Source organism: Halogranum gelatinilyticum, assembly GCF_900103715.1.
Classification (GTDB): domain Archaea; phylum Halobacteriota; class Halobacteria; order Halobacteriales; family Haloferacaceae; genus Halogranum; species Halogranum gelatinilyticum.
The window spans coordinates 1,237,352-1,251,795 of the sequence record NZ_FNHL01000001.1 but is presented as its reverse complement, the minus strand read 5'-3'; the positions used below and the strand labels follow the sequence as shown (position 1 = coordinate 1,251,795).

Here is a 14,444-nt window from a genome sequence, read left to right as displayed (position 1 = left end):
CGTTCACGCCCTCTTTCTTCGCCAGCTCAGCGTACTTCGTGACCTTCTCCTTGTGACCGGCCTCGATGAGCGGGCCCATGAAGGTGTCTTCGTCCAGCGGGTCGCCGACGGAGACGTTCTTTGCCAACTCGACGTAGCGGTCTTTGAACTCGTCGTAGACGTCTTCGTGGACGACGATGCGCTCTGAAGAGACACAGCGCTGGCCGGTCGTCTTGAACGAGGTCATGAGCGCGGAGTGGACGGCGATGTCCAGATCCGCCTCTTCGGTGATGACGACGTTGTTCTTGCCACCCATCTCACACGCGGCGAGTTTGCCGGGCTGCTGGGCGACTTTCTCGGCGACCTCGTGGCCCACCTCGGCCGAACCAGTGAACAGGACGGTGTCGACGCGTTCGTCCTCCACGATGGAGGCGCCGGCGTCGCCGAAGCCCTGGACCATGTTGAACACGCCGTCGGGAATACCGGCATCCTCGAACATCTCGGCGATGATCTGGCCGCACCACGGCGTCTGTTCGGCGGGCTTCCAGACGACGGTGTTACCCTCGACCAGGGCGACGGCCATGTGCCAGAAGGGGATGGCGACCGGGAAGTTCCACGGGGTGATACAGCCGACGACGCCGCGAGGTTTGCGGCGCATATAGGCGTCCTTGGCGGGAATCTCGCTCGGGATAACGTCGCCTTTGGGGTGGCGAGCGTCGCCAGCGGCCCACTCGACCATGTGGTACGCTTCGATGACGTCCGCGCGACCTTCCGAGATTTCCTTGCCGCACTCTTTGGTCACGACTTCTGCGAGTTCTTCGGTCCGCTCGCGGAGCTCGTGGTAGATGTCCCAGAGATATTCCGCGCGGTCGATATGCGACAGTTCGCGCCACTCCTCGTAGGCCTCGTCGGCCTCAGCGAGTGCGGTGTCGATGTCCGCCTCGGTCCCGCGCTGGAAGGTGCCGAGGGTCTCGCCCGTCGCGGGGTTCTCACTGTCGAACGTCTCCGTGCTCTCGCCGTCCGTCCACTCACCGCCGATGTAGTGTTGGTACGGCTCGTCCGTCTGGTCGTTCATGATCTGGTAAAATTTGCGACGGGTGGGGTGAAAAAGCTCCCTGATTGGTGGACTGACCGTTCAGCACTCCCGCGGCGACGGCTCGGGCACGACGGGCACACCAGCGGCGGCTACGAACAGGTCAGCAGTATCTGGCGGCGTGAGAAGAGTGCAGTCACGAGCCGCGTTTCTCGATTTCGCCCTTCAACTGTGCCGCGTCGAAGTCGTGGTCCGGGCGGATGTTGACGAAGTCGACGAACTCGCGGGCGGCGAGCAGTTCCTCCATGGTGTACGCGGAGAGCGCGGCGTCGACGGCGGCTGGCGCGCCGATGAGCGGTTCGAGCGCGCCGAGCGCGCAGGCGATGTCGTACGAGCGGGCGTCCTCCCGGCCGTCGTCACGGACGTTCGTGGCGTCGATGAAGTAGATCTCGCCGTCGCGGATGAGGACGTTCTCGGCGCGGAGGTCGCCGTGGGCCAGACCGTTGTCGTGCATCAGGTGGAGATGCTCGAAGAGTTCCGGGGCGAGTCGGCGTTCGGCCTCCCTGTCCAGTTGGTCGAGCGAGCGGAACTCCGGGAGATATTCGAGGACGAGAACCCCGAGTCCGTCGAGTTCGAGGGCTTCGACGGGTTCGGGGGCGTTGATACCGAGGTCGCGCATCTTCTCGGTCGCCTCCAGTTCGTGGCGGGCCATGTCGTAGGGCGTCCCGAAATGTTCGAAGAAGCCCTCGGTGCCGCTGGAGAACGCGCCGAGGTTTCGCCCGGTGGTGAACAGCGCGTGGACGAGCGAGTTCTGTTTGGAGATGACCTTGACGAACCACTCGTCGTCGATGACCATCGGGGTGGAGAGCCAGTTGTCCGCGTCGAGAAAGCGGACGTGGACCGCCTCGCGGTCGTACCGCTCGGCGAGGTCGCCGATGACGTGTTCCAGCCGGGACCACTCGACACGGCCCCGCAGGAGGCGACGAAAATCCATCGTCTCCCCCTATGACGGCGGGTGGTATAATTGTCGTGGCAACGGCGACATCGATCGTCGGGCGCGTCAGTCTGCAGTGAGCGCGTAGAGACTCCCGTCGCCGAGTCCGGTTCCGACGAACGTCGTCTCGTCGTGGACCGCGACCGGGCGTACACCGGCGCAAGACACGGTGAGCCGCCAGCGGAGAGAGCCGCCGTCCCCGAGTGCGTGGAGTGTCGTCTCGTCGTCGCGGCCGCCCCTGTCCCCGGCCGACCGCGTCGTCGACACGTAGAGACCCGTGGTACCGGTCGAAAGTGCCGAAATAGTGGAGAACTCCCCGTCGACGGTCTGTCGCCACCGCTCGCTCCCGTCGGCGGCGGCGAGGGCGTAGACCATCCGCTTCGTCCCGACGTACCCACCGACGTACACCGTGTCACCGAGCGTGGCGGGGACGGTGGCAACGTCGCCAACCTGCCACCGCTCGCTCCCGTTCTCCGGGTCGAGACCGTAGACGAGGTCGGCGTCGGTCGCGACGAGCGTCCGACCGGCGAGCTTCGGCCCGTCCTTCGCCTGCTGTCGCTGTGACGAGAGCGTCGTCCGCCACCGTGTCTCGCCCGTGTCGGGGTCGAGTGCGACGAGACCACCGCGTTCCAACTGTACGTAGAGCGTCCCGTCGTGCAACAGCGGTCGGCCAGCGAGTCGGTCCTCCTCAGCGAGGTCACGCTTCCAGACGAGTGAACCGTCGTCCGGATCGAGCGCGAACAGGTCTTCGGGATACTGCGACGCCCGGTGACTCGTCGACACCGAACTGTTCCCGACGTAGAGCCGTCCGTCGCCGAAGACGGGGTTCGACGAGAAGGACCCTGCGAGTTCGTAGTGCCACCGCTCGCTCCCGTCTCGCGGGTCCAACGCCGACAGCCGGTCGTAGCCGCAGACGTACACGGCGTCGTCGGAGACGCGTGGGCCGCGGTAGAGTGCCGTCGGATGGCTCGTCTCCCACCGGCGGCTCCCGTCGGCGGCGGCGAACGCCCGGACAGTCCGGTCGGAACTCGTCGTATACACCGAGTCACCGTCGGTCGCCGGGGTCGAAACGCGCTTCGCGAGCGGGACGCGCCAGCGGATTGCGGCACCCTCGACGGACGGTTCAGCAGCAGTCGGTTCGGTTGTCGTTTCAGCTGTCGCCGTCGTCGGGCGGTCGGTCGGCGTGGACTGTTCGGAACCATCGAGACAGCCACCGACGGCCGTGGAGAGTGCTGCCGCGGCGAGTTGGAGGTACCGACGACGGCCGTAGGGACCAGTCATGTCAGGGAGTGCAAAGGGGTCAGACAAGTGCTTTCCCCCGTATTCTACACGGTCGTTCGCTGACTTTATCAGCACCCCCTCGCAAGCTTTGCCTATGGATTTCGAGCTACCCGCGGAACACCGGATGATTCGCGACACCGTCCGTGAGTTCTGCGAGGAGGAAATCGCCCCCGTCGCCCAGGAACTCGAAGACGACCACGAGTTCCCGGCCGACATCTTCGCGCAGTTGGCCGACCTCGACATGATGGGCGTCCCCGTCTCCGAGGAGTACGGCGGTCTCGGCGGCGACCAGCTGATGTACGCGCTGGTCACCGAGGAGTTGGGCCGCGTCTCCGGCGGTATCGGGCTCTCCTACGCGGCGCACGTCTCGCTCGGGTCGAAGCCCATCGAGGCCTTCGGCACGGAGGAACAGAAGGAACGCTGGCTCACCCCGCTCGCGACGGGCGAGGAGATGGGTGCGTGGGCACTGACCGAACCCGGCAGCGGCAGCGACGCCAGCGACATGGACACGATGGCCGTGAAAGAGGGCGACGAGTACGTCCTCAACGGGACGAAGCAGTTCATCACGAACGCCTCTGTGGCAGGCAGCGTCCTCGTCAAGGCCGTCACCGACCCTGGCGAGGGCTACGACGGCATCTCCACCTTCATCGTCGACCCGAAGAACGACGACGGCTTCGAGGTCACGACCGTCTGGGACAAGATGGGGCTCAACTGCTCGCCGACCTGTGAAATCGCACTCGACGACGTCCGTCTTCCCGAGGACCGCCTACTCGGCGAGGAGGGAGAGGGCTGGAAGCAGACGATGAAGACGCTCGACGGCGGCCGCATCTCTATCGCCGCGCTGTCGACGGGGCTGGCACAGGGTGCCTACTCCGCCGCCCACGACTACGCCAAGGAGCGCGAGCAGTTCGGCAAGCCCATCGCGAAACACGACGCCATCCGCGACAAGCTGGTCGATATGTACCGCAAGACGGAGCGCGCACGCCTCCTGACGCACAAGGCCGCCTGCCGCTACGACGCGGGCAACCGCGTCTCCACCGAGTCCGCGCTGGCGAAACTCGACGCCAGCGAAGCAGCCAGAGAAGTCGCCGAGGACGCCGTGCAGGTGCTCGGCGGCTACGGCTACACCGAGGACTTCGCCCCCCAGCGGTTCTACCGCGACGCCAAGCTGATGGAGATCGGCGAGGGGACGAGCGAGATTCAGCATCTCGTCCTCGGCCGCCAGCTCGGTCTCTAGTCAGAGTTCGTCTTCGAGCAGACCGTAGTGCAGCAGGTCGCGGTACGCGCCGCCGACGAACGCCTCCTCGCGGTGGACGCCCTCCTGCGTGAAGCCCGCTTTTTCGAGCACACGCTGTGATCCCACGTTGTGGCCGTAGGCCTCGGCGACGACCTTGTGCAGGCGACGTTCCTCGAAAGCATAGCGCGAGATGAGTCGGACGGCCGCAGTACAGTAGCCGTTGCCCCAGGCGTCGGGAGCGACCCAGTAGCCGAGTTCACCGACGCCCCACGTCTCGTTGAGGTGTAGACCCATCTGACCGACCGGCTCGCCGTCGTCACAGATGAGCAGGACGACCCGGCCGTCGTCGTCGGTCAGGGAGTCGAGCCACTGCTCCTCGTCCTTGTGGTTCTTGGGTGCGGCGGAGCCGAGCGTCCCCCAGACCTCGGGGTCGTTGATGTGTTCTTGGACGAACGCGAGGTCGTCGGACTCGACCGTGCGGAGTTCGACCGTCTCGTTGCGGAGGAAGACTGGACCGGGCATACGAGAGTCAACGCTCACAAAACGTATCAAGGATTCCGTGGTGTGAGACGGACTGTCGAACCGGCCGCAGTCGTCGTGTCTGTCGGGCCGCGACACCGTCGCCCGCGCTGTCGTTCGCGCCGTCTCCGTCGACAGCGACGAGACTCAGGGACGGGTCAGGATGATGGCGTCGGAATCGCCCGCCTCGTCACCGAGTCTCGCCCGGAGCTGCCGGTCGTGGACCGCCCGGAGCGCGTTGAGTTCCGCGGTCGACAGCGACAGCGCGGAGCCGAACTCGGGCCAGACGTGCCCCGGAACCGCGAGGAAGTACGAGTCCCCGCGTCGCTCGACGAGCGGGTCCGTCGCGAACGCCTTGCGCCACTCGTAGACGAGGTTGTCGACACCGGGGAGGTCCCGGACGCTCTGCTGGTGGCGACGCACCAACTCGCGGAGGTCGGTCACGGCGAGACCCCGTTCGCGGGCGACCGTCTCGATGACCGTGCCCTCGAAGACGTCGAGCGGGTCGCGTGTGTCTGCCATTGGACTCGTCGTTTGGCGGGCCACCGATAAAACACCCCTGCTGACGTCGGTCGCGCGAGCGGACCACTAAGTCGCTCGCGTCCGCGCTCTCCGTATGGACGTTCGCACCGGGTTCGTGACGCAGTTGGAGATGGACCACGAGGCCGCCCTGGCTGCTGCTGCCGACAGTGGCTTCGACTTCGTGGAACTGATGCTGGACGGAGCGGGCGAACGCCGTCGGCTCGACGGCCGGGTCGACGAGTATCGGCGGCTACTCGAACGACACGACCTCGACCTGCTGGTCCATCTCCCGTTCGGCGGCATCGACCTCGGGTCGCCGTTCGAGCACGTCCGCGAGGGGTCGGTCCGCGAGATGGCCGCGGCACTCGATACGGCCGCGACCCTCGGCGCGGAGAAGGCCGTCGTCCATCCGACGACGAACGCCTGGGGACCGGCGTGGGACGACGACGACCTGCGGGCCAACGTCGTCGACTCTCTTCTCGAACTCGACGAGCACGCCTACGCGCAAGACGTCGAACTCTGCGCGGAGAACATCCCGCGGAGCGTCTTCCGAACCCACGAGTTCTCGACACTCCTCGACGAGACGGACGTCTCGATGACGCTCGACACGGGCCACGCCCGGATGGACGGCCGCGACTCGCCGGGCATCGCCGCCTTCGCCGACCGCTTCGCCCACCGTATCAGCCATCTCCATCTCAACGACACCCGGCAGGCGAAGGACGAACATCTCCCGTTCGGCGCGGGCGACATCGACTTCACGGCGATCTTCGACGCGCTCGGCGAGGGCTGGTCGGGCACGCTCTCGCTGGAGGTGTTCACCCACGACTACGGCTATCTCGACGTCAGCAAGCGGCGGCTGGACGAGTTACTCTGAGGCGAGCGCGTCGTGAATCCGGGTCAGGCTGACGTCGGCAGCGCGGGCCCCCGCCGGGAGCGAGAGCGCGACCGTTCCCTCACCGGCGACGTCGACGACGAGCCGTGACCGACGGGAGGCGAGATACAGCCCACAGAGCGCGATGGCGACGACGGCGAGCAGGAGACCGCCGCCGAGCAGTGCCAGTTCGAGCAGTTCGAGCGCGCGCCGGATCGTGCCGAACAGCCCCGCCATGCCGACGACCGACAGCGAGCCACCTGCGTCGACGGCGAGCAGACTGGTCAGCCCCGCCCGTCCGAAGGCGAACCAACCGCCGAGGAGGACGACCGCGTAGACCGCCGCACGCGGGAGCACCGCGAGATACCGAGTGTTGCCGCCAGCGTCGACGCGCACGTCCTTGACGTTCGGCCGGTCGTAGCCGGTGAACCGCGGCCCGTCGGTGTCGGGGGTGTAGACCAGCAGCCGGTGGGTCGTCACCGCCAGCCAGCCCGTCCCGAGCGGTTCGCGGGCGACGACCGACTCGCCGGCGTAGAGCCACCGGTCCGGCGAGGACGGGTCAGCTGTCGTGTCGGGACCGCCCGCTGCGTCGGGAGTGCCGACCGCGTCGGGACCGCTCGCCGCGTCGGCTCGTGGCTCCGAGTCGACGCCGTCGCTCGTGTCGGGTTCAGTGGGCGGGGAGGAGGGGTCGCGGTCGGCCATCGAAGAGGAGAGCGGCGTCAGTTGGTCTCGACGAGCCGTTCGGCGATGCGCTGGGCACCCGACGCGGCCGCGAGCGACGGTTCCTCGGGCGCAGTTGCCTCGATCTCGCGGTCGAGTTCCTCGCTCAGCCGTTCCTCGAACTCGTCGACGAGGCCGGGGATGCAGGCCATCCCGCCCGTGAGGACGATGGGGCGGTCGAGCACCTGTCGGTAGAGCCGGACGTAGTCGTTCGCGAGTTCGGCGAGGAAGCGGTTGGCCACCTCGTCGACCACGTCGTCGAGATACTCGTCGACAGCGTCCATCACGGCCCACTCGATGGTGAACTCGTGGGAGCCGCCGCCGGGCTGCTGGATGACGTCCGTGAAGGGGTCGAAGTCGACGAAGTCGGCGTGGGTCTCCTTGTACTCGCGGGCGGTCTGACGGTCGATGTTGACCCGACGCTGGGTCTCCTCTTCGACGTTGTTGACGATGTGGCGGTCGACCTCGTTGCCCGTCACCGCGCCCGTTGCGAAGGGTGAGAGCTGTTCGCCGCGGCGGTAGGCGCAGGCTTCGAGGTTGGTCGAACCGAGGTTGATGGAGACGAAGATGTCGTTGATGGCCTCCAGCCCGTCGCCGATGGCCGGAATCGCGCCACAGAGCGACTCGGGGTAGCTCCGGACGAACTCGCTACCGATGCCGCTCTCCTCGATGACGGCCGCGAGATTGTCGAGACCGGCGTCGTTGTCGATGGTCGGGATGGCGTAGACGACGCCGCTGTGCTCGGGGATGCCCTCCTCCTCGATGAGAGCCGAGAAGAACCGTTTCGTCAGTTCGGCGCGGTCGTCGTCCTCGGGGAGTCCCGAGCGGAGCATATACTGGACGCGGTCGGGATACTCGCGGGCGGCGTCCTCGCCGTAGAGGACGCGTTCGCTGCCGGTCAGGGCGTCTTCGTACGTCGCGAGACAGGTCAGCGTCTGGACGACCTGTTCGGGTACTGCACCGTCGCCGGTCCCTTCGGAGACGACGACGGTTCGCGTGCTACCGAGTTTGACACCGACCGCGGCGGGTTCGGTGTCGCCGTTGGCACTCATTCTGACTTCGCGTTCATGCTCCCGTTATATAAGTTCCTCCCCGAAAATATCAACACTGAAAATCGTCTGCAAACCCAGTATATCTCGGCTCTCGACCCGTCCGTACGCTGACTTTCGCGGTTGAACCCCTAGCCGCTCGCGACGTGGGGCCGACGGCCGCTACTTCAGCGCGTTCAACTCTGCGAGGTAGACCAGACTCTCGCGGTGGTCATCGGCGGTGAGTTCGCCGTACCGGTCGCTCTCGGCGTCGCTGAAGCCGAAGAGATACTCTTCGAGGTCGTGCATCGCGTCCTCGGTCACCCAGTCGATGTTGCGGTAGTAACGCAGTGCCTCCATCGCGCCGCGGAAGCCCGCGCGGTTGACGAGGAACTCCAGCCACTCGAAGACGGTCACTTCGCCCGCGTGAGAAGCCGGAATTTCGTCGAGATACGGCTTCGAGATCTCGCCATCGCTCGCGCTCTGCAGCATGAGCAGCGTCCGGTGACGGTCGTCGTGGCGGGCGGCCTCGGCCGCACCGCGGTTCGGACGGTTCGAGTGGTTCGAGTGATTCGAGCGAGACCGGCCGCCGTCGACGGCGTCAAACAGGTCGCTCCGGCCGTCGCCGTCGAGTCCGGCCTCACGTTCGGCCCGGCTGGCCATATCGCGCAGCTCGCCGAGGTCGTAGTCCCGCGGGTCGATAGTCATACCTCACACGTCCCAACGCGTTTATATAAATTTTCGTACGGACGTGCGATGCGTCCCGAACCGTCCGTCCCGGACGGTGCGGTCCGCGCAACGCACACCGCGACCGCCGAGATTTTTGACCCCACCTCTCGACGTTCCGGTATGACCCGAATCCTCGTCGCGGGGGAGACCCTCGTCGACTTCATCCCGGACGCGCCGGGACCGCTCGCCTCGGTCGAGGCGTTCAGCAAACGTGCCGGTGGCGCGCCCGCCAACGTCGCCGTCGGTCTCGCTCGCCTCGACGCCGACCTCGACTTCTGGACCCGCGTCGGCGACGACGCCTTCGGCGACTTCCTCGTCGAGACGCTGGAACGGGAAGGGCTCGGCGGCGACCGCGTCGAGCAGGACCCCGACGCCCAGACGACGCTCGCGTTCGTCAGCCTCGGCGCGGACGCCGACCGCGAGTTCAGCTTCTACCACGACCACACCGCCGACACCCGGATGGAGCCGGGAACCATCGACGACGCCGCGCTCGCCGACTACGGCTGGCTCCATCTCGACGTGCTCTCGATGGACACCGAACCCTCGCGCTCGGCCGTCTTGGACCTCGCCGAGCGTGCAGGCGACGAGACGGTCGTCTCTTTCGACCCCAACTCCCGGCCCGAACGCTGGGGCGAGTTCTCCTACGTCGAGTCCGCGAAGCGCGGGTTCGAACTCGCGGACGTGGTGAAGGCGACGCCCGAGGACCTCCGCGAGGCGGGCTTCGAGGGCGACGCGCCGGAGCTGGCCCGCGAACTCTGTTCGTTCGGTCCCCACACCGCACTCGTCACCCTCGGCGACGAGGGGTCGTACGCCTACGCGACGGCCGACGCGCCGTGGGCCGACGAGGAGACGGAGGTTCGTCACCCCGGCTACCCGGTCGACCCGGTGGACACGACCGGCGCGGGCGACGCCTTCACCTCCGGGGCGATTGCGGCACTCTCGTCGGGCGAGTCGCTTGACGAGGCCCTGGCGTTCGGCAACGCCGTCGCAGCGACGACAACGACCGAACCCGGCGCGATGACGGCGTTGCCGACGCGCGGCGAGGTCGCGGCGTTCAGAGACGAGTAGTACGGCGGTCGAAGCGTCGAGGAGGGTCGTCTCCTCCCGTGACGCTCACTCGCTGCGTCTGTTGCCCGAAAACACGCCCGCACGGCTGAGCGCGACGAGCACCAGATAGCCGACGAAACCACAGACGAAGAGTACGGCCGGGATGACGAACGGCCCGAAGACGCCGATGAGGTCGGTGAGCGGGCCGAGTTGAAGCACGACTACAGCCAACGGCCGCGAGGGATTAAAGCTCCCGTTCGTCGGGACCGCCGTCGGCGGGTTCGTCGTCAGCGTCGCCAACGCGGTCGGCTGAATTGTCGCCAACGCGGTCGGCCGAACCATCGTTGCCAACGCGGTCGGCCGAGTCGCCGTCGCCAGCGCGGTCGGCCGAGTCGCCCACGCTGTCACCCGACCACTCGCCACCGTCGGTGCTCTCCGGGCCGACTGCGGCCGCCGGACGGGGAGCGTCGCCATCGAAGCGCACCGCCAGATCTCGCTTCGGGTAGGGAATCTCGATGCCCGCGTCGTTCAGACCGTCGTAGATCGCGCGGTTGAGGAAGTGTATCGCGCGGGCTTCCTTGGTCGGATGGTCGACCCAGCAGAGCAGTTCGTACTCCACCGCGGAGTCGCCGAACCGGCGGAACCGCATCCGCGGCTTCGGTGAGTCGAGCGTCAGCTTCTCGTCGAACGCGATGTCCACGAGGAGGGCCTCGAACTCGTCGAGGTCGGTGCCGTAGCCGACGCCGATGGGGACGCGGATCCGTTTGCGGGTCTGCGGAGCCGAACGGTTGACGATCTTCGCGGAGTTGAGCACCGAGTTCGGGACGGTGATGAGCACCTCGTCGCGCGTCAAGAGCATCGTCGACCGGATGCCGAGTTTGACGACGCTGCCGGCCTCGCCGGAGTCGAGTTCGATGAAGTCGCCCATCTTGTACGTGTCGTCGAAGTAGAGCGCGATTCCGCCGAAGAAGTTGGCGACGGTGTCCTTCGCGGCGAAGCCGACGGTGATGCCGACGATTCCGGCCGCGCCGAGCAGCGGGGTGATCTCGACGCCCCAGATGCGGAGCGTGACGCCAGCCGCCGCCACGAGGACGACGAGCGTCCAGACGTTCGAGAAGACCGGCGCGAAGTCGTACCGCGACCCCTTGTCCTTGACCGCCTCGACGAACCGGTTGACGACCTGATTGAGCGCCCACGCCCAGACGAGGACGATGACGGTCAACGCGGGGTTGTCGAAGAAGAAGCGCAGCTCTTCCTCGGTGAAGACGGTACTCGACGCGATGGCCGGCAGCCGCGTCAGGACGAACACGCCGGCGAGCGCGGCCGTGACGACGATGGGGATCCGCAGCTCCTGAAACAGGATATTGTCGAACTCGGTGTTGGTCTCGGTGACGAGACTCCGGACGAACCGCAGGACGACGAACTCCAAGAGGATGGCACTACCCAGCGAGAGCGCGAGGACGACGGCAGTCGCTTCGAGCGATGTGAGGCTTTCGAGGAACGACAGCGTCTGAAGCACGACCCTCACCACGAAACACGGTGGTATAAAGCTACACCGTCGGTCCGGACGGTGCGTGACGTCCGACGGCCGTCGGTCGGTCTGCCACTCCTCGGGGCGTGACCGGCGGCCAGTAGATTCTTGCGTTGGCCGACATCCGTGACTTTTTGTCCGATTTCGCACAAGGACTCTCTATGTACCGGTTCGGCCACTACGGCGTCTCACTGCTCGTCTTCGCGCCCGTCGGGTTCGCGCTCGTCTCGCTCGGGGCGATCTCGCTGGCGTTCGTCACCGGCGCGACGATGCTCTGGCTGGCGATGTTGCCCGACGTCGACCACCGACTCCCGGGCGTCCCCCACCGCGGGCCGACCCACTCGCTACTCTTCGCCGCGCTCGTCGGGGCGGTCTTCGCCGGAGTCGGCGCGGTACTCGGCCAGGGACTCGGTCTGGGGAGCGTCTTCGGCTTCAGCGCGCCCGGTATTGGCACCGTCGACCTCGCGACCTTCGGCTTCTTCCTCGGCGCGCTGACGGTCGTCGCCCACCTCCTCGGCGACGCCATCACGCCGATGGGCGTCAACTTCCTGTGGCCGCTCTCGGGCACGGAGTTCACGCTGTCGCTGACGCCCGCCGACAGCACGCTCTGGAACTACGGACTGTTCGTCCTCGGTGTCGCCGCGACGGCGGCGACGGCGGTGCTCACGATCCGCGGATTTTAGGACTCGAATCTGACGAGCACGTTCGTCCCCCACCGCTCGAACCACGTGTCTCGCGCTGCATACCGCGGGAAACGGGCACTATCCGCATGAACCCTCGGGCGACGTAGCGTTAAGTCGCGTCGCGGAGTACCACGGGCCATGTCTGAGCCGACACTCGACGACGACGCGATGCGGCGGTTCCCCGTTCCGGACTTCGCGGACCTCCCCGAAGACTTGCAGGAACGGATCGCCGAGGAGACCGACCGCGCGGGCTTCACGCCGAACGTCTTCTCGGCGTTTGCGTCCAAGCCCTCGCACTTCCGGGCGTTCTTCGCGTACCACGACGCACTGGTCGAGGACACTGCCCTCGATAGAGAGGAAGTCGAGATGATCGTCGTCGCCGTCTCGGGCGTCAACCACTGCTACTACTGCAACGTCGCCCACGGCGCGCTCCTGCGCATCTACAGCAAACAGCCCAAACTCGCGGACCAGCTCGTCGCCAACTACCGACAGGCGGACGTCAGCGACGAGCAGCTGGTGATGCTCGACGTGGCCGTCAAACTGACCGAACGCCCCGCCGAGGTGACCGAACGCGACATCCAAGACCTGCGTGAGGTGGGCTACAGCGACGAGGCCATCTGGGACATCGCCTCGGTGACCGCCTTTTTCAACCTCTCGAACCGGATGGCGATGTTCGCGGATATGCGGCCGAACGACGAGTTCCACGGGATGGCGCGGGGCGAGTAGCTCGGCCAGTCATCAGAAGAGGTTTGTCCGATGCGGCCGCCGACTCGGCCGTGTCTCTCGGACGAATACCCCTCCTTACCCTCGCAGTGCTCGTCGTACTCGCTGGCTGCAGTGTCGCTCCCAACGCGTCCGACGCGCAGTCTCCGACTGTCCAGTCGACAGCCGAGACGCCAACGACGGCTGTCGAGTCGACGCAACCGACGCCCGAACCGCCCGGTGGCTACGGCGAGGTCTACGCCGACGTCGTCGCCGACGCACCCGAGAACGCGACGGTAGTCGACGCGTCCACGTCGAGCGTGGCCGAGAGTCAGTCACTGCGCGACGCTGTCGACCGCGCCGTTGCGGCCGACGGGGACCGCGTGACCGTCCGGGTCGAGGGCGAGTCGGCCTACCGGTCGGTCGACGAGCGGTTCGGCCGTCTCCCGCTGTACTTCGGCGCGGACGGCACCTCGGAGCCGACGGCGTACGTCCGTCACGAAGGAGTAATCGTACGACTCTCGGTGAGTGGTGGTTTGTACGAGTGACCGGCGTCGGGTGAGAAGTCGGACGAGGGGCTGTTTACGCCTGTGCGTCGTAGCCAGCCTCGTTGACCGCGAGGACGAGGTCGAGCGGGTCGGCGTCGCCCTCGACGGTCGCCGAGTCGGTCTCGTTGTCCGCGGTCGCGCTCGTGACGCCGTCGACGCCCTCCAGCGCCTCTACGACGGTCGCTTCGCAGTTGCCACAGCTCATGCCTTCGACGGTGAGTGTCGTCGTCATATCTTGTTCTACGCACGGGACGGTTTAGCGACTTTCCCTTTCGGAACCGTGCCTCTGGTCGCCGAACGACTTTCGAATCCAAAGTCGGCTCGAAACGGCTTTCCGAGCCGGTCGAGTAGAGCGGGTCATGCGCGACCTCGACGACACCGACCGTCACATCCTCCGTCTGCTCGTGGAGAACGCCCGTCGACCTTACAGCGACCTCGCCGACCACGTCGGCCTGTCGGCACCGGCCGTCTCCGACCGAATCGACCGGCTGCAGGAACTCGGCGTGATTCGGGGCTTCACCGTCGACGTCGACCGCTCGCTGCTCCGCAGCGGCGTCCTCGTCCTCGTCGAACTCGACGTACCGGTCGACCGCGCTGGCGACGTCGCCGACGCGCTCGCCGCCCTCGACGCCGTCGAGCACACCTTCGAGACCGCAGACGGCACGGTCCTCGTGCAGGCGACCGTCCGCGACGGCGACGTGACCGGCCTGCTCGCGAAGGCCGTCGACCTCGATACCGTCCGCGACGTAGATGTGCGGCTGTTGCGGGATGCCGAGTGGACACCCTCCGTCGGCGAGGCGACGCTGGCTCTCACCTGCGCGGAGTGCGGCAACAGCGTCACCAGCGAGGGCGAGTCCGCCCGGCTCGGCGGCGACCTCTATCACTTCTGCTGTGGCACCTGTCTCGCCAACTTCGAGGAGCGGTTCGAACGGCTCGAAAGCGGTGCCTGAGACGAATTTCAGTTTAGAATCAAAGATTTCCGTCGCTCAAAGCCGAAGTTTCTGAGTCATAATCCGCATA

18 protein-coding genes are annotated in these 14,444 nt (G+C 66.7%); 7 read left to right on the top strand and 11 right to left on the bottom strand.

Annotation, left to right across the window (positions count from 1 at the left end; genetic code table 11):
* The 3 genes from BLR57_RS06480 to BLR57_RS06470 form a co-directional block, all read right to left on the bottom strand.
* Positions 1-1,054 (bottom strand): aldehyde dehydrogenase family protein (locus tag BLR57_RS06480; RefSeq protein ID WP_089695398.1); only part of this gene is annotated, 1,054 nt, incomplete at its 3' end.
* 154 nt (positions 1,055-1,208) lie between these two features.
* Positions 1,209-2,006: an RIO1 family regulatory kinase/ATPase domain-containing protein gene (locus BLR57_RS06475; RefSeq protein WP_089695395.1), complete on the bottom strand. Its 798-nt coding sequence runs from the start codon at positions 2,004-2,006 to the stop codon at positions 1,209-1,211.
* 66 nt (positions 2,007-2,072) lie between these two features.
* Positions 2,073-3,287 (bottom strand): outer membrane protein assembly factor BamB family protein, encoded by a 1,215-nt coding sequence (locus BLR57_RS06470; RefSeq protein WP_089695392.1) that lies wholly within the window; start codon positions 3,285-3,287, stop codon positions 2,073-2,075.
* A 94-nt stretch (positions 3,288-3,381) separates the two neighbouring features.
* Between BLR57_RS06470 and BLR57_RS06465 the strand changes: the two genes are divergently transcribed.
* Positions 3,382-4,524, top strand: coding sequence for an acyl-CoA dehydrogenase family protein (locus BLR57_RS06465; RefSeq protein WP_089695389.1), 1,143 nt, complete (start codon positions 3,382-3,384; stop codon positions 4,522-4,524).
* Here BLR57_RS06465 and BLR57_RS06460 read toward each other — a convergent pair whose 3' ends face one another.
* Together BLR57_RS06460 and BLR57_RS06455 are read right to left on the bottom strand one after the other, a co-directional pair.
* Positions 4,525-5,046 (bottom strand): GNAT family N-acetyltransferase, encoded by a 522-nt coding sequence (locus tag BLR57_RS06460; protein ID WP_089695385.1) that lies wholly within the window; start codon positions 5,044-5,046, stop codon positions 4,525-4,527.
* 144 nt (positions 5,047-5,190) lie between these two features.
* Positions 5,191-5,565, bottom strand: coding sequence for a DUF8048 family protein (locus BLR57_RS06455; protein ID WP_089695381.1), 375 nt, complete (start codon positions 5,563-5,565; stop codon positions 5,191-5,193).
* 94 nt (positions 5,566-5,659) lie between these two features.
* Here BLR57_RS06455 and BLR57_RS06450 point away from each other — a divergent pair, with 94 nt between their 5' ends.
* Entirely contained in the window at positions 5,660-6,439 is a 780-nt protein-coding gene (locus tag BLR57_RS06450; protein ID WP_089695377.1) for a sugar phosphate isomerase/epimerase family protein, read from the top strand.
* Here BLR57_RS06450 and BLR57_RS06445 read toward each other — a convergent pair.
* The 3 genes from BLR57_RS06445 to BLR57_RS06435 form a co-directional block, all read right to left on the bottom strand.
* The gene (locus BLR57_RS06445; RefSeq protein WP_089695375.1) at positions 6,431-7,138 is read right to left on the bottom strand and encodes a hypothetical protein; all 708 of its coding nucleotides are present in this window, start codon (positions 7,136-7,138) and stop codon (positions 6,431-6,433) included. The two genes, BLR57_RS06450 and BLR57_RS06445, sit on opposite strands and share 9 nt — an antisense overlap.
* A 17-nt stretch (positions 7,139-7,155) precedes the next feature.
* Positions 7,156-8,208 carry an actin-like salactin gene (locus BLR57_RS06440; RefSeq protein ID WP_089695372.1) on the bottom strand — a complete coding sequence of 351 codons (1,053 nt, stop codon included), beginning with the start codon at positions 8,206-8,208 and terminating at the stop codon, positions 7,156-7,158.
* A 159-nt stretch (positions 8,209-8,367) separates the two neighbouring features.
* The gene (locus BLR57_RS06435) at positions 8,368-8,892 is read right to left on the bottom strand and encodes a FlaD/FlaE family flagellar protein (RefSeq protein WP_089695370.1); all 525 of its coding nucleotides are present in this window, start codon (positions 8,890-8,892) and stop codon (positions 8,368-8,370) included.
* 141 nt (positions 8,893-9,033) lie between these two features.
* Between BLR57_RS06435 and BLR57_RS06430 the strand changes: the two genes are divergently transcribed.
* Positions 9,034-9,981 carry a carbohydrate kinase family protein gene (locus BLR57_RS06430; RefSeq protein ID WP_089695585.1) on the top strand — a complete coding sequence of 316 codons (948 nt, stop codon included), beginning with the start codon at positions 9,034-9,036 and terminating at the stop codon, positions 9,979-9,981.
* A gap of 45 nt (positions 9,982-10,026) precedes the next feature.
* On the opposite strand, the gene BLR57_RS19305 is transcribed toward BLR57_RS06430, so the two are convergent.
* Both BLR57_RS19305 and BLR57_RS06425 read right to left on the bottom strand, forming a co-directional pair.
* Positions 10,027-10,179: a hypothetical protein gene (locus BLR57_RS19305; RefSeq protein WP_170830571.1), complete on the bottom strand. Its 153-nt coding sequence runs from the start codon at positions 10,177-10,179 to the stop codon at positions 10,027-10,029.
* Positions 10,180-10,204: 25 nt separating this feature from the next.
* Complete coding sequence (locus BLR57_RS06425) at positions 10,205-11,479, bottom strand: mechanosensitive ion channel family protein (RefSeq protein ID WP_089695367.1); 1,275 nt, start codon at positions 11,477-11,479, stop codon at positions 10,205-10,207.
* A 173-nt stretch (positions 11,480-11,652) separates the two neighbouring features.
* On the opposite strand from BLR57_RS06425, the gene BLR57_RS06420 reads away from it, so the two are divergent.
* The 3 genes from BLR57_RS06420 (at position 11,653) to BLR57_RS06410 (ending at position 13,424) form a co-directional block, all read left to right on the top strand.
* On the top strand, positions 11,653-12,174 hold the full coding sequence (locus BLR57_RS06420) for a metal-dependent hydrolase (RefSeq protein ID WP_089695364.1): 522 nt from the start codon (positions 11,653-11,655) through the stop codon (positions 12,172-12,174).
* A gap of 138 nt (positions 12,175-12,312) precedes the next feature.
* Complete coding sequence (locus tag BLR57_RS06415) at positions 12,313-12,900, top strand: peroxidase-related enzyme (RefSeq protein ID WP_089695361.1); 588 nt, start codon at positions 12,313-12,315, stop codon at positions 12,898-12,900.
* A gap of 50 nt (positions 12,901-12,950) precedes the next feature.
* Complete coding sequence (locus BLR57_RS06410; protein ID WP_139173282.1) at positions 12,951-13,424, top strand: hypothetical protein; 474 nt, start codon at positions 12,951-12,953, stop codon at positions 13,422-13,424.
* A 34-nt stretch (positions 13,425-13,458) separates the two neighbouring features.
* Here the strand turns inward: BLR57_RS06410 and BLR57_RS06405 are convergent, their stop codons facing one another.
* Positions 13,459-13,656: a heavy-metal-associated domain-containing protein gene (locus BLR57_RS06405; RefSeq protein ID WP_089695355.1), complete on the bottom strand. Its 198-nt coding sequence runs from the start codon at positions 13,654-13,656 to the stop codon at positions 13,459-13,461.
* Positions 13,657-13,783: 127 nt separating this feature from the next.
* Here BLR57_RS06405 and BLR57_RS06400 point away from each other — a divergent pair, with 127 nt between their 5' ends.
* Complete coding sequence (locus BLR57_RS06400) at positions 13,784-14,374, top strand: AsnC family transcriptional regulator (protein WP_089695351.1); 591 nt, start codon at positions 13,784-13,786, stop codon at positions 14,372-14,374.
* Positions 14,375-14,444 lie beyond the last annotated feature (70 nt).

What these genes read in the sequence shown, in the direction of transcription:
- BLR57_RS06475 (WP_089695395.1), bottom strand. Translation starts at nt 2,006, where the DNA reads ATGGATTTTCGTCGCCTCCTGCGGGGCCGTGTCGAGTGGTCCCGGCTG.
- BLR57_RS06470 (WP_089695392.1), bottom strand. Translation starts at nt 3,287, where the DNA reads ATGACTGGTCCCTACGGCCGTCGTCGGTACCTCCAACTCGCCGCGGCA.
- BLR57_RS06465 (WP_089695389.1), top strand. Translation starts at nt 3,382, where the DNA reads ATGGATTTCGAGCTACCCGCGGAACACCGGATGATTCGCGACACCGTC.
- BLR57_RS06460 (WP_089695385.1), bottom strand. Translation starts at nt 5,046, where the DNA reads ATGCCCGGTCCAGTCTTCCTCCGCAACGAGACGGTCGAACTCCGCACG.
- BLR57_RS06455 (WP_089695381.1), bottom strand. Translation starts at nt 5,565, where the DNA reads ATGGCAGACACACGCGACCCGCTCGACGTCTTCGAGGGCACGGTCATC.
- BLR57_RS06450 (WP_089695377.1), top strand. Translation starts at nt 5,660, where the DNA reads ATGGACGTTCGCACCGGGTTCGTGACGCAGTTGGAGATGGACCACGAG.
- BLR57_RS06445 (WP_089695375.1), bottom strand. Translation starts at nt 7,138, where the DNA reads ATGGCCGACCGCGACCCCTCCTCCCCGCCCACTGAACCCGACACGAGC.
- BLR57_RS06440 (WP_089695372.1), bottom strand. Translation starts at nt 8,208, where the DNA reads ATGAGTGCCAACGGCGACACCGAACCCGCCGCGGTCGGTGTCAAACTC.
- BLR57_RS06435 (WP_089695370.1), bottom strand. Translation starts at nt 8,892, where the DNA reads ATGACTATCGACCCGCGGGACTACGACCTCGGCGAGCTGCGCGATATG.
- BLR57_RS06430 (WP_089695585.1), top strand. Translation starts at nt 9,034, where the DNA reads ATGACCCGAATCCTCGTCGCGGGGGAGACCCTCGTCGACTTCATCCCG.
- BLR57_RS06420 (WP_089695364.1), top strand. Translation starts at nt 11,653, where the DNA reads ATGTACCGGTTCGGCCACTACGGCGTCTCACTGCTCGTCTTCGCGCCC.
- BLR57_RS06415 (WP_089695361.1), top strand. Translation starts at nt 12,313, where the DNA reads ATGTCTGAGCCGACACTCGACGACGACGCGATGCGGCGGTTCCCCGTT.
- BLR57_RS06405 (WP_089695355.1), bottom strand. Translation starts at nt 13,656, where the DNA reads ATGACGACGACACTCACCGTCGAAGGCATGAGCTGTGGCAACTGCGAA.
- BLR57_RS06400 (WP_089695351.1), top strand. Translation starts at nt 13,784, where the DNA reads ATGCGCGACCTCGACGACACCGACCGTCACATCCTCCGTCTGCTCGTG.